General features: G+C 59.1%; 16 protein-coding genes. 4 read left to right on the top strand and 12 right to left on the bottom strand.

Features of this window, described 5'->3' with window-relative positions; translation table 11 throughout:
* Nucleotides 1–159: 159 nt before the first annotated feature.
* Both AD930_RS16865 and AD930_RS16860 read left to right on the top strand, forming a co-directional pair.
* On the top strand, nucleotides 160–534 hold the full coding sequence (locus tag AD930_RS16865) for a YidB family protein (RefSeq protein WP_043552176.1): 375 nt from the start codon (nucleotides 160–162) through the stop codon (nucleotides 532–534).
* A 117-nt stretch (nucleotides 535–651) separates the two neighbouring features.
* Complete coding sequence (locus tag AD930_RS16860; protein ID WP_043553267.1) at nucleotides 652–1,179, top strand: hypothetical protein; 528 nt, start codon at nucleotides 652–654, stop codon at nucleotides 1,177–1,179.
* Here AD930_RS16860 and AD930_RS16855 read toward each other — a convergent pair whose 3' ends face one another.
* Nucleotides 1,180–2,157 (bottom strand): hypothetical protein, encoded by a 978-nt coding sequence (locus AD930_RS16855; RefSeq protein ID WP_244150641.1) that lies wholly within the window; start codon nucleotides 2,155–2,157, stop codon nucleotides 1,180–1,182.
* Nucleotides 2,158–2,480: 323 nt separating this feature from the next.
* Between AD930_RS16855 and AD930_RS16850 the strand changes: the two genes are divergently transcribed.
* Both AD930_RS16850 and AD930_RS16845 read left to right on the top strand, forming a co-directional pair.
* Entirely contained in the window at nucleotides 2,481–3,737 is a 1,257-nt protein-coding gene (locus AD930_RS16850) for a dicarboxylate/amino acid:cation symporter (RefSeq protein ID WP_061507114.1), read from the top strand.
* A gap of 26 nt (nucleotides 3,738–3,763) precedes the next feature.
* Nucleotides 3,764–4,330, top strand: coding sequence for a GNAT family N-acetyltransferase (locus AD930_RS16845; protein ID WP_061507183.1), 567 nt, complete (start codon nucleotides 3,764–3,766; stop codon nucleotides 4,328–4,330).
* 130 nt (nucleotides 4,331–4,460) lie between these two features.
* On the opposite strand, the gene AD930_RS16840 is transcribed toward AD930_RS16845, so the two are convergent.
* The 11 genes from AD930_RS16840 to AD930_RS16795 form a co-directional block, all read right to left on the bottom strand.
* Nucleotides 4,461–5,363: an NAD-dependent epimerase/dehydratase family protein gene (locus AD930_RS16840; protein ID WP_061507113.1), complete on the bottom strand. Its 903-nt coding sequence runs from the start codon at nucleotides 5,361–5,363 to the stop codon at nucleotides 4,461–4,463.
* 18 nt (nucleotides 5,364–5,381) lie between these two features.
* On the bottom strand, nucleotides 5,382–5,771 hold the full coding sequence (locus AD930_RS16835) for a cupin domain-containing protein (protein WP_061507112.1): 390 nt from the start codon (nucleotides 5,769–5,771) through the stop codon (nucleotides 5,382–5,384).
* Between the two features lie 28 nt (nucleotides 5,772–5,799).
* A complete protein-coding gene (locus AD930_RS16830) occupies nucleotides 5,800–6,342 on the bottom strand; it encodes an RrF2 family transcriptional regulator (RefSeq protein WP_061507111.1) in 543 nt (180 codons plus the stop codon).
* A gap of 61 nt (nucleotides 6,343–6,403) precedes the next feature.
* Nucleotides 6,404–6,862: a GNAT family N-acetyltransferase gene (locus AD930_RS16825; RefSeq protein WP_061507110.1), complete on the bottom strand. Its 459-nt coding sequence runs from the start codon at nucleotides 6,860–6,862 to the stop codon at nucleotides 6,404–6,406.
* Between the two features lie 194 nt (nucleotides 6,863–7,056).
* Nucleotides 7,057–7,788, bottom strand: a complete 732-nt coding sequence (gene ccmI / locus AD930_RS16820; RefSeq protein WP_061492026.1) for a c-type cytochrome biogenesis protein CcmI — start codon at nucleotides 7,786–7,788, stop codon at nucleotides 7,057–7,059.
* Between the two features lie 4 nt (nucleotides 7,789–7,792).
* Entirely contained in the window at nucleotides 7,793–8,269 is a 477-nt protein-coding gene (locus tag AD930_RS16815; protein ID WP_043552189.1) for a cytochrome c-type biogenesis protein, read from the bottom strand.
* Entirely contained in the window at nucleotides 8,263–8,838 is a 576-nt protein-coding gene (locus AD930_RS16810) for a DsbE family thiol:disulfide interchange protein (RefSeq protein ID WP_061507109.1), read from the bottom strand. Before AD930_RS16810 ends, AD930_RS16815 begins: the two co-directional genes overlap by 7 nt.
* Nucleotides 8,835–10,820, bottom strand: coding sequence for a heme lyase CcmF/NrfE family subunit (locus tag AD930_RS16805; RefSeq protein ID WP_061492024.1), 1,986 nt, complete (start codon nucleotides 10,818–10,820; stop codon nucleotides 8,835–8,837). Before AD930_RS16805 ends, AD930_RS16810 begins: the two co-directional genes overlap by 4 nt.
* A 121-nt stretch (nucleotides 10,821–10,941) precedes the next feature.
* Nucleotides 10,942–11,490: a cytochrome c maturation protein CcmE gene (gene ccmE, locus AD930_RS16800; RefSeq protein ID WP_061492023.1), complete on the bottom strand. Its 549-nt coding sequence runs from the start codon at nucleotides 11,488–11,490 to the stop codon at nucleotides 10,942–10,944.
* The gene (locus AD930_RS18140) at nucleotides 11,487–11,648 is read right to left on the bottom strand and encodes a hypothetical protein (protein ID WP_167347358.1); all 162 of its coding nucleotides are present in this window, start codon (nucleotides 11,646–11,648) and stop codon (nucleotides 11,487–11,489) included. The genes ccmE and AD930_RS18140 overlap by 4 nt, the downstream gene beginning before the upstream one ends.
* Nucleotides 11,645–12,433 carry a heme ABC transporter permease gene (locus AD930_RS16795; protein WP_061492022.1) on the bottom strand — a complete coding sequence of 263 codons (789 nt, stop codon included), beginning with the start codon at nucleotides 12,431–12,433 and terminating at the stop codon, nucleotides 11,645–11,647. Before AD930_RS16795 ends, AD930_RS18140 begins: the two co-directional genes overlap by 4 nt.
* Between the last annotated feature and the right edge of the window lie 93 nt (nucleotides 12,434–12,526).

The raw sequence follows: 12,526 nt of genomic DNA, 5'->3' as shown, positions 1-12,526 counted from the left end.
AGCTATCGGTCCATCTCAGTGGGGTGCCGGGATGATAAGAAAGGCAGTTATTGATCTCGCACATGACTGCTATTTGGTCCATGATGATCTTAACTGATGCCCGCCTGAACTGTGCAAGACTTGCACAGCAGGCTTAATGGAAAAGCAGAGAGGCTTTACATGTCCGATTTCATTCAGAACCTTGTTGGAAAAGTGGAAGGCGCACTTGGCGTCAGTCTTCAGGGGGAAATGCAGCAGCAGCTCCAGAAACTGCTCCAGCCTGAAACGCTCCAGAGCATTCTGACGCAGGCTGATCAGGCCGGTCTGGGTGACAAGGTTCGGTCATGGATCAGTCAGGGCAGCAATGTGCCTGCAACGGCTGATGAAATCCGCGATATTCTGGGCAGCAGCACCGTGCATGACCTGGTGCAGCGCACCGGCCTGCCGGCTGATGCGGTTCTGACCACGCTGGCGCACTTCCTGCCGCAGGCCGTGGACAAAAAGACGCCGGAAGGCACGCTGCCTGCTCCTGCCGACGCAACAAAAGAAGCCTGAGGCTTTATGACCCGCCCCCGACCACTCCATGCGTCGGGGGCGGGGCTTTGCCACTGAGATGGCAAACTTGCACGATTGAAAGGTGCATCAGGCCAGACAATCCGTTATGATGCCCGCATGAACCTTGGTGAGCGCATCACACGTGTTGATAGCTGGCTGCTGGATGACCTTTGTCAGCCGCTTGCAGACAGGCTGCCCGAGCGCATGCCGGCGCTGGAAGTTGGCATGAGTTGCCAGCTTGGCTCCCTCCTGTTTTCTGCTGTGTCCATTATTGCCGTGTTTGTCATTGGCGGGATGGAAGACATCTCCAACATGATGTTCAACGTGTTGGTCTGGGGCCTGTGCGTGACGTTCTTCATCGGTCTGAACCGTATGCGCGTGCTCGTGCAGCCCGGCAGGCCCAACCCGTTACGCTATATGCTGGTGGGGGTGCGGCTGGTGTCCATCCCGTTTACCGCTTACGTGCTGTATCAGGCGTATGATGCGCCTGCGCCGTTCCAGCTCCCCATGTGGTTCAACGCCCTCTCCAACCTCGTGTTTGTAGTGGGGCTGTATTTCATTTCCTGCCAGCCCCGGCCGCCGCAACGCCGCGCGCGGGAAGATATCTGGGCACGGACCCCGCTGCAGGAAGCCGGGAATAGCTGATCAGAACACTGCGTTAACGGCAAACTGCGGGGCGACTTTAATGCCCGTATTATGACCGGCGTAATAAACCGCAGCTCCCGCAATCACACCCCAGCGTGGGTTCCAGTTATATTCAACCGCCGGGGCAATCTGCCAGTCTGTTGAGGCCGCGCTGATCTTGTTCACGCGTGTACCCGCAGCGGTCCAGCCTTTCAGGTGCGAACCGTTGCCCCAGTCCCGCGCCAGATCCATGGCCAGAACCCAACGCTGAGTGATGCCGTATTCTAGAGAGAACCCGGTCTGCCCGCTCATGCCCGGTCGCCCTGTGCCACGAAAACCTGCTGTGGTGCCGTACGTGGTCGTGTCCCGCAGGCGCGCGCTGGTTAAAGCGCGGCGCCACCAGTTCCAGACGCGCAGGCGCAGGGCATGGTTGCCGGGAAGGGTGTAGGTGGATTGCTCGGTAACAGCCACGCGGAAGACGTAAGCGCCGGTCCCCGTCCCATCCTGTGTGGAGCGCAGGCGGGAATAGGCTCCTGTTGGCATGACGACACCGGCAAACAGATTGAGGTCCGGGATAAAGCGTTTTGGGTTTGGGTGGAGAAACCGCCAGATGAAATCGACCGGGAAATCCCCGAATTGCGGGCCATGCGAATGCCCCGCTGAATGCTTCCACCCATAGCTGATGACGGTGTGGGTCTGAATGCTGATGTCATCCGTAATGCCGTATTTCCACAAGGTGGAATTACTAAAGCTCTGCTGCCGTGGGTGGAGAGGGTGGCTGGTGCCGTTGGACGCAAACGTCCCCACAGGCTGGCTGTAAGTATAATAAGGCTCGATCCCCAGATCCCCGGCATGAGACTTTGCACCAGACGGTGAGACCAGAGAGCCGGTGTACCACTGGGCCGCGCGCGCAGTGGGGGAGGAGAGGCTTGTAAGGCATGATCCGACCAGCACCGCACACAAAGACCGGGAGCAGGGAGGGAACGATAGTCTGATCATAACCGTTAAAAGCGCCTTGTTTTTTTATCTTGGGGCGCAGAAGGCCAGCAAATTCCGCTGAAATCAAGAATAGAGGAGAGATTTCACAAAAGATTTTACGGGTCTTATTGAAAGACTCTGAGTTTTCTGCGGGTGTTAAGGAAACTTTATTTCGTTACACTTAGATATCGAAACTTTATTGTTACGATATTTTATCTATTTCATGGAGTCTGCTTTGTGGGGAAGAATTCATGATTTGAGCGCGCTCTGGTCTTCAAATATTGCCGCCAGTAGCGTAGAAACCGGCACAATAGTGATAAAAAATCAGAACAGGGAACAACGCGATGGCCATTGGGACGCAGCCGGTCAACACCAGACGGCGGACTTATGCCATTCTGATAGCCCTCGTTCTGGGTGTAATGAGCGGGCTTTTCATTCACACGCTCTCATCCGCTGTCATTCATTTTGCCGAACAGGCAGCAACCCTGATGACGGGGATTTTCCTGCGGCTGATCAAGATGGTCATCGCACCACTGGTTTTTGCCACGCTGGTGAGCGGGATTGGCAAGCTGGGTGATGACAGTCAGGTTTTCCGTATCGGCGGAAAAATCCTGCTGTGGTTCATCAGCATGTCTTTTATCTCGCTGCTTATCGGGCTTCTGGCGGGGAATATCTTCCAGCCGGGTGCCGGGTTTGAACCTCCGGCCGTGGAAGATCTGGCCAGCCTGAAGCACCCATTCCTGCCGGTTGATTTCCTGCTGCATATCGTGCCGACCAGCGTGCTCGATGCCATGTCCCGCAACGATATCCTCCAGATTGTGGTGTTCTCCGTGCTGTTCGGTCTGGCGCTGCCTGCCGCGGGCAAGGCCGGAAAGACCATGCTGGGCTGGACGGAAGAGCTGGGCCACATCATGCTGCGGATGACCGACATGGTCATGCTGCTGGCCCCCATGGCCGTGTTTGGCTCCGTTATGGGCAGCATTGCGCATAGTGGCGGCGGGATGCTGATCCAGTACAGCCGCTTTCTGGTTGAGTTCTACAGCACTATTCTGGTGCTCTGGGTTGTGCTGACCACGCTGGCGTTTCTGGTTCTTGGCCCCCGGATTAAAGACCTGATCCGGGAGCTCATTCAGCCGCTCATTCTGGGGTATGCCACGGCCAGTAGTGAATCCGTCTACCCGCTGCTGCTGGAAAAGTTGGAAAACTTTGGCGTGCCGACCCGCATCAGCGGCTTTGTGCTGCCGCTGGGCTACAGCTTCAATCTGGACGGCTCCATCCTGTTCCAGAGTTTTGGCGCGCTCTTTATCGCGCAGGTGTATGACATCCACCTGTCCGCCATGCAGCAGTTCACCATGGTGCTGGTCATGATGCTGAGCAGCAAGGGCATTGCCGGTGTGCCGCGCGCGTCCATTGTCACACTGGTGGCCGTGCTGCCGCAGTTTGGCCTGCCGGAAGCCGGGATTACCCTGATCCTCGGCATCGACCACTTCCTCGACATGGCCCGCACCGCCACCAACGTGCTGGGCAACGGCTACGCTGCTGCCATTTCCGCCAAGTGGGAAGGCGTGCTGTCTGACGGGCCGACGGAGGATCGGCTGTGAAAGACGACCCGGAGGGGAGCGGCTTCATGACGATCACAACAGAACGGCTGCGGTTGCGGGAATGGACTGATGAGGATCGGTCGCCATTTGCAGATATGTCCGCTGATCCTGATGTCATGGAGTTCATGATGCCTCTCCCCCGTGACAAGGCATCTGGTCCGTGGGTTGATGATCAGATCGCTCACATGCAAGAGCATGGCTTCTGTTTTTGGGCTGTTGAACGTAAGGAGGACGCCGCATTCATCGGGACTGTGGGCCTGCGCAGAGTGGGGTATGATGCCTTCTTTACCCCGGCAGTCGAACTCGGGTGGCGGATTGCGCGCCCGTTCTGGGGGCAGGGCTACGCGCCGGAAGCTGCAAAGGCCTGTTTGCAGTTTGGGTTTGAAACGCTGAATTTACCTGAAATTCTTGCCATCACCGTGCCAGCTAACCTTAAATCACGACGGGTGATGGCAAAGCTTGGTATGACGCATAATCCCAACGAAAATTTCGATCATCCCTATGTTCCGGAGGGACACCATCTTCGTGGTCACGTTCTTTATCGGCTCCGTCGTGAGCAATGGGACAACGAGGCACATTGCTCCCAATCATGACGCTGAGCAGGGAGGGGGGCTGACGGCCCGAGGGAGGACTGGTTGTAAGAGGCTTATGCCACCTGCTGTCCTATAAGGGCGGAGCGGATAACCTGTTTCTCCCCGGCAGAAACAGGCCTCCGCTCTCTTTCTAAAGCCAGGGGAGCGGTTGCGGATTGAGGTTCAGGATTTCCAGCGCCTTGCGATTGGATGCTCCCGTCAGGTTGTTTTGATAATAAATGCTTTCCTCGCCTATCTGGCGAAGAGCCTCCTGCTCATTCATGTGGGGTGGAGGCGCAGATCCAATCCAGCGGGCATAAGCTGGCAACCACGCAGACATTTTTGTCGGCTGATTATCCACGACGTTATAAATCCCGGCTGGCGCAGTTAAAGCGGCGACCGTTGCCTGTGCGGCATCGTCCACATGGATAAAGGAAAACGTGCTGCGTCCTTTACCAATGAGTGAAACCTCGCCTTGTGCAAGATGGTGACTGAATGCACCATCCGGCCAGTACCATGTGCCCGGACCGTAAAAGAAGCCGTAGCGTAAACCGATGCTGTCCATAGACGGTGCGCTCCGTAGCCGCCTTTCCAGCTGCGCATACATGCGGGCACTTTGCCCAATCGTGCCGGGAGCGTTGAGCCGTAAAGGAGAGGCTTCAGTGGCCAGTCCATCGCCGCCATCCAGATAGAAACCGGATAATTGCTGGATATAGCGCTGCACCCCGAGGGTGCTGGCTGCCTCAAACAGATTGCCGCCGCCTTCCAGACGTAATGTGCAATCGGCAGGAATGCGCTTTGCTAAGTCGAAAGGGCTGGCGGGAAGCGAGGTCAGCTGGTCGATCACCACGTCTGGCCGGATGCGCTCTATCAGATCAAAAACACTGCTCCGATCCAGCGCATTCTCTTGCAGTGGGTGCGCGCCGAGCGTTTCGATTGCTTTCAGACTCTCCGGGCGGTGAGCCAGTCCCCACACGTCATGCCCCGCATTCCGCAGGCGCGTTATCAGAGGACGACCAAGCGCTCCGCTGGCTCCGGCAACAAGAATTTTCATGGTGCGGTCTCCTCTGGCTTAATGCGCGGGAAAGACGAAGGGCGCTGCTTTATCCTTGACGAAGAATGCAAGGAAACGGGCAGGCTGCGTCTGGCTGGCATTACGCCCGACGAGATGAACGTCAGCCGGTCCTTCAAAGAAGCTCTGCCCTTCTTTCAGAGTAACGGGTGCGCCTCCCGCGACCTGCATGGTGACGCTCCCTTTCAGGACATAGACAAACACGGAGGCATTATGTCTGTGGATGGGGTCTGAACCACCGGGTGGGTAATAGACTGTCAGCATGGCTCCTTCCTTGCCGGGAATGCCTTGCAGGTCATGGGTCATCAAAGGTGTGACTTTGGTCTCTGCGTGAAGAGGGCTGCTCCAGAAACCTGCTGTTATGGCCGCGAGGATGGCAAGTTTGCGCATACTCAATAATCCTTTTGAAAAGACGGGTTCAGGGTGTGCCAGACCGTCTGCGTTGCCTGACTTTGCTGGTGCGGCGCGTCTGAATACGCTCGTCAAACCATGAGTGCGCCTCTCCAAAGAAAGGAGGGGGAGCTTTGTCCCGCACTGATTGTGCCAGGTCAGCCAGTGAGGTCTGTGCCAGTTCCCGCCGCATGGCCTGTTCAGCCCGCAGCATGACGGCATGAATTCCGCAAACGCCCTGCGTTGCCCATTGGGGTGGCTGTTGGCCGAAGAGAGCGCAGCGCCCCCGGATTTCCTGACAGTTGAACAGGCTTTTTTCGCCTTCAACAGCATCCACAACTGTGAGCACGCTGATTTCATCGGCGGGTCTGGCCAGCGTGTAACCACCTTTCATCCCTTCGGATGCGGCGAGAAGGCCAGCCTTTTCAAGGCGGGGCAGGAGCTTGGCGACGAATGCCGCAGGGATGTTCTGAAGCTCCGCGAGGTCAAGACTGCTGACAGGTTCAGGGTTGTCCACCAGCCAAAGCAGGCTGTGCAGAACATATTCGGTGCTTGCGCCGTAAAGTGACATACGCGGACCATATAAGTCCGCGTTTAGATTCGCAAGATTTTAAACCCGACTGAACCGTCCTTCAGATGGTCTTGTTCATATTGATGCCCGTTACGCGAAACCCACTGGCTTCATAGACATGCTGAGCACGCGTATTGTCCGCCGCCACCCGAAGCTTGATGTGTTTGAACCCCTGTTGGCTCAGGTTTTCTTCCAGAGTTTTTAAAGCTTGCTTTCCATAACCCTGACCCTGCTGATCAGGGAGAATGTGGAAATCATAAATATAGACTGATTGATTATTTTGGTCGGGGCGATACCAAAGATACCCGATGATTTCACCAGATTTTATAATGCACAGAAGGATTTCGCTTTCTGTGAGCGGGCCTTGGGGAAAGCTGGTTTCTACAGTTTCCTGTGCCTGCTTTAGAGAGTCTGAAAGAGACAAGCCGTAATTTTCGGATATTTCATGAGCATAATCGGATACAAAATAGTCAGTATAACGAGAAAATTCGTTTTCCTGCATGGGTCTGAATGAAATCATAAAAGCTTTTCTACCTTTTGAATTCCGGTATTGATTTTGATTTGAAATATTGAAGGTCGTCCCAATACAGAGTTCAAATAAGTATTGGAGACTTTTTTAGCGTGGGCGCAATATTTGGTTAAAAGACTGTTGGCTCTATCGAAGTATACAGCCAACAGTCTGCTTTCTGGTAAATTTTTCGGTTTAAAAGCAGCTTACGGATTATCCTGCTCATGCTCGCCCTCTGCAATGCGGGCCTGAATGGCGCCGCGCCATGGGGCGTCTTTGGGGGCAGCGTCCAGCGCTTTGCGGAACAGGTCGAGTGCCTGCGGGGTGACGTGGCTGGCGGCGCGGGTCAGGGCCTCGCCGGTGCGGGCAGCAACTTCGGGATCAAAGCCGAGGGAGAGGGCGTGGTTCCACGCTTCGGCGGCTTCTGCGTAATGTTCGCGGGTGGCTTCGGCCTGCCCAAGCAGCAGGTAGCCCTGCCGCAGGTTTGGGTCGCCTGCCGGGATCATGGCCAGCGTGGCTTTCAGGCGCTGGACCACGGCATCGCCGCGCGTGTTCTGCTCATGTTGTGCTGCCAGACGCGGGCCGAGCGGCTGCGCGGGCAGGGAGGGCACGCCGTTGGTCAGATACAGGCCAACCGCTGCGATGGGGATCAGCCCCAGTGCGCTCCATACAGCAACCGGCGGAATGGCATCGTCCGCATGGGTGGGGGCGGTGTCGGCCACCAGAATGCGGCGCTGGATTTCCAGCCGGGCAATATCATGCTCAGCCGGGGCAATCAGGCCAATATCCAGATCACGGTCAATTTCAGAAAGCTGAGCTTCATGCAGCGAGAGCGCCGCACTCCGCTCATCCCGCACCTGTCGGGCGCGCCGCCACAGGGGGAGGGCCGCCGGAGCCAGAGCCAGACAGCTTAACAGCACAATGGAAAGCCAGATCATGCGCTCAGTCCTTCGTCAGGTCGGCCAGACGGGCCTTTTCTTCCGCTGTCAGCGGTGGGGGGGCAGCGGGGGCCGCATTGCGGCGGCGATAGGCGAAAAATGCAGTGGTCAGGCCCAGCAACAGGGCGAGAGCCGGCATGCTCCACAGTAACAGCGTGCCGATGGAAAGCGGCGGGCTGAGGCGGATGAAGTTGCCGTAGCGGTTCACCATCCAGTCCATGATCTGGCGGTTGCTCTCACCCTTGGCAACGTGTTCCCGCACCACGCGGCGCAGGTCCCGCGCCAGCCCGGCGCTGCTGTCCTCAATGGATTCATTCTGGCAGACCAGACAGCGGAGCTGAGAGCCAATGGCCTCGGCTCGTGCTTCTTCCTGCGGGTTGGGTAGCATTTCGGACGGGTCATCTACAGCCAGAACCAGAACCGGGGCCAGCAGCAGGGCGCAGCCCAGAAACAGGGCAGACAGGCGGCGCAGCATCATGATTTTTTCAGGCTTTCCAGCAGGGGCACCAGCGTGCCGCGGATGGTATCCACATCCAGCGGGGCGGCACTGTGCCAGCGGATAATCCCGCCGGGGCCGATCAGGAAGGTTTCCGGCACCCCGGAAATCCCCCAGTCGATGCCCACACGGCCGTCGCGGTCACTGCCCAGACGGGTGAACGGGTTGCCGGAATGCTTCAGGAACCCGGCAGCATTTTCCGGGCGGTCCTTATAGGCAATGCCCCACATCGTCAGGTCATCCTTCAGGCCCATCAGAGTGGGCATTTCCGCAAGGCAGGGGATACACCATGAGGCAAAGAAGTTGACCAGAACCGGCTGCGTGAGCGCCCGCAAATCCTGCGCGCTGAAGCCCTGACCGGGCGCCTGATCCGGCACGCTGAAATCCGGCACCGGGCGGTTAAGAACCGGCGCGTTGATATCATGCGGGTTGAAGGAGCCGTGCTGCATGCCGGACAGCATCTTCCAGAAGCCAACGCCAACAATCGCGGCCCCGGCCAGAGGGGCGGCCATCAGCAGCCGCCGGCGCGTCATGTTTTCAGGAGGGTTGCTCATGCTGCCGTCACCGTATTGGGGGAAGATTTGGCACGGCGCGGTGCGCCCACGCGCATGCGCCGGTCGGAAAGGGAAAGCACGCCGCCAATCGCCATAATCAGCGCGCCCAGCCACATCCACGGGGCCAGCGGGTTGTAATGCAGGCGCAGCACATAGGTGGGGGCTGCGTCTGTGCCGTGTTTGTCCCCCAGCACGCCATACAGGTCAGCCAGCAGATTGGTGTGGATGGAGACTTCCGTCGTTGTCTGGTTCTGGCTGTTAAAGCTGCGTTTGGACGGATGCATGATGGTGACAATCTTGCCGTTATGCCGCACCTCAAGGGTTGCAACCATAGCGGAATAGTTCGGCCCCGGTTCCTGCGTCACGTTCGTCAGCGTCCAGTCATACCCGGCCAGATGCTCGGTGGTGCCAACCGGCACTTCCACAATCTTGTGCTGGGCCTGAGACATAGCAGCTAGCCCCAGAATGGTCACGCCCACACCCGCATGGGCAATGGCCGTGCCAAAAATGGAGCGGGGCAGCATGCGGGCACGCTGGAGGCTACCGGAAAGTGGCATGCGGAACAGGCGCACACGTTCCGTAATATCCAGCACGGAAGCGGCAATCACCCACACCGCCAGCGCACTGCACAGGATGGGCAAAATGCCGGACATGCCGAAGGTCGCCACGGCGAAGGCTACAGCGGCCAGAATGGCGGCAATCCACAGCCGTTGCAGCACCGGCCAGAGCTGAGCGCGCTTCCACGGCAGCATGGGGCCAAAGCCCATGAAGATGAACAGCGGGATGGCCAGAGGAATGGTCGTGGCATCAAAGAACGGCTTGCCGACGGAAATGGTACGGTCAAACAGCAGGGACATGAAGGGTGGATACATGGTGCCGGTCAGCACCACAGCGCACAGCGAGCACAGCAGGATGTTGTTAAGCACCAGAGCGCCTTCCCGCGAGATGGGAGCGAACAGGCCACCGGCCGTCAGCGTCGGGGCCCGATAGGCGAACAGCGCCAGAGAGCCACCGATTACGACTGCCAGCAGGCCGAGAATGAAAATGCCGCGGGCCGGGTCATTCGCAAAGGCATGTACGGAGTTCAGGATACCGGAGCGGACGAGGAACGTGCCGGAGAGCGAGAACGAGAACGTGGCAATGGCCAGCAGCACCGTCCAGATTTTCAGGCTCTCGCGCTTTTCCACCACAATGGCGGAATGGATCAGAGCCGTGCCGGTCAGCCAGGGGATGAGGGAAGCATTTTCCACCGGGTCCCAGAACCAGTAACCGCCCCAGCCCAGCACATAATAGGACCACCATGACCCCAGCGCGATGCCGCAGGTCAGGAAGCACCATGCGGCCACGGCCCACGGGCGCACCCAGCGGCCCCATGCTGCGTCTACACGGCCTTCAATAAGGGCCGCAATAGCGAAGGCAAACGGCACCGCAAACCCGACATAGCCGGTGTAGAGAATGGGCGGATGGAAGGCGAGGCCGGGGTCCTGCAGCAGCGGGTTCATGCCCTGCCCATCCATCGGAGCGGGCCAGACGCGGGCGAACGGGTCTGACGTGGTCAGACAGAACAGTTCAAACCCGGCAGCCACGGCACCCAGAACAGCAATAACCCGTGCCCGCAGAGCAGACGGCAGGTTGCGCCCGAAGGCGGCCACGGCAGCGCCGCAGATCCCGAGGATAAGCGCCCAGAGCAGAATGGAGCCTTCATGATTGCCCCACACGCCGGTGATTTTATACAGCAGCGGTTTGGAGACAGCACTGTTGGCCGCAATGTTCTGGACCGAGAAATCATCCGTAACGGCGGCATACACCAGACAGAGGAAGGCCGTCAGCAAGGCCAGAAGCTGCCCCACGGCCAGCCCCGGGGCGAGCATCATCACCCGTCTGTCGCGCCGGTGCGCGCCGATAAGAGGCAGAATGCCCTGCGCGGCGGCAAGGATGCAGGCAAGGGCCAGCGCATAATGTCCGAGTTCAGGGCTCAGCATGTCAGAGGGATGTCTCCGGGTGGCGGGCTGTCAGAACAGCGTAAAAGAGGCTGGCAGGGCAAGAGGCCTGCCAGACAGAGGCAAAAGACGCAAAAGGGGATGTGCGGCGTAACACAGGGTTTTAGTTGCCAGCCGGGGCAGGGGCTGCAGGAGCATTAGAGGCGGGAAGGCCCTTCTTTGCGTCCTGCACCGTCATGCTGTTCCAGCTTGCTGCACTGGGCGGCGGGCCAAAGCGCGGGTCCCACTTGCCGGATTTTTTCAGGGCTTCCGCCACTTCCTTCGGCATGTAGGTTTCATCATGCTTGGCCAGCACTTCACTCGCCACAAACCCGTCCTTGTGCATGCTGCCCACGGCCACCACGCTCTGCCCCTCACGGAACAGGTCGGGCAGGATGCCTTCATACCGCACGGTTACGGCGGCCTGCCCATCTGTCACGTCAAAGCGGGCAATAGGGGTTTCGCCCCGTTTTTCCCGTTTGACGGAGCCCGCCACAACCATGCCGCCCAGCCGCACGGTGCGGTCTGCCGGAGGCGCGGACGCTGCGACCTGAGAGGGCGTGACAAAGAAAACAATATCGGAGGAAAACGCCTTGAGCATGAGGGCTGCGGCAGCCCCCAGGCAGGCAACGCAGGCGATAACGAGCCAGAGGCGACGTGTCTTGCGGGTCATAGAGACGAAGTGGCTCCTGTGGTGCGGTCCGAGGGGCGTTCAAGAACGGCCAGCCGCATACGGGCCTTTTTGAGGCGGAGGGCCGCCCCGATGGAGAGGGTCAGGGCGATGACGGTGGCCAGACCATAGCTGGCCAGAATATAGGGCAGATGCGTCATGCGGCGTCTCCCGAAGCATTGCCAGCACGGCGGCGCGGGCTGGAGAGCAGGCTGCGAATGCGGCTTTCCATCACGGCGGCCCGGGTGCGCGCCAGCACAATGGCGGCAAATCCCAGCGAGAAGCCGAGCGTGGAGAGAGCCAGCGGCCACAGCATGGAGGAGGACATGGTGGGCGCGCCTGTCAGCGTGATGCTGTCCGGCTGATGCAGGGTGTTCCACCACTGCACACTGAACTTGATCACCGGCAGATCGACAGCGCCTGCAAGTGCGAGAATGGCCGCCGCTTTGTAGCCGCGCTGTGGGTCATCAAACGCGCGTATCAGCGCGATATGGCCCAGATACAGGAAGAACAGTACCAGCACGGAGGTCAGTCGGGCGTCCCACACCCACCATGTGCCCCACATCGGCTTGCCCCACAGGGAGCCGGTGGCCAGACACAGGGCGGTAATGCAGGCCCCCACCGGGCCGATTTCCACCGCGGCCAGATCCGCCAGCGGGTGCCGCCAGACGAGTGACAGCACGGCGCACACCGCAAGCCCTGCATACCCGGCAGAGGCCAGCATGGCAGCCGGCACATGCACATACATAATGCGGACAGAGTCGCCCTGCTGCCAGTCGGCAGGCGAGAAAAACAGGCCCCAGCCCAGCCCCGCAAGGGTGAGCAGCAGGGCTGGCCATGTCAGCCAGGGCTGCAGGCGTGCGCCCAGCTTGAGAAACCGGCCGGGATTGGCATACCGATGGAAGAATGTCCCGGCACGCGCGACGAGGGTCGGTGTGGCGCTCAAATGTCAGTCCGTTCCGTATCTCAACAAATCACGTGAGCTTGCAGGGGTCTTGCGTGCAGGAGTTTCCTGCCCAGACATGCGCTCGCGCACCTT

Source organism: Acetobacter malorum, assembly GCF_001580615.1.
In the GTDB taxonomy this organism is placed as follows: domain Bacteria; phylum Pseudomonadota; class Alphaproteobacteria; order Acetobacterales; family Acetobacteraceae; genus Acetobacter; species Acetobacter malorum.
This window is presented reverse-complemented; position numbering and strand designations above follow the sequence as displayed.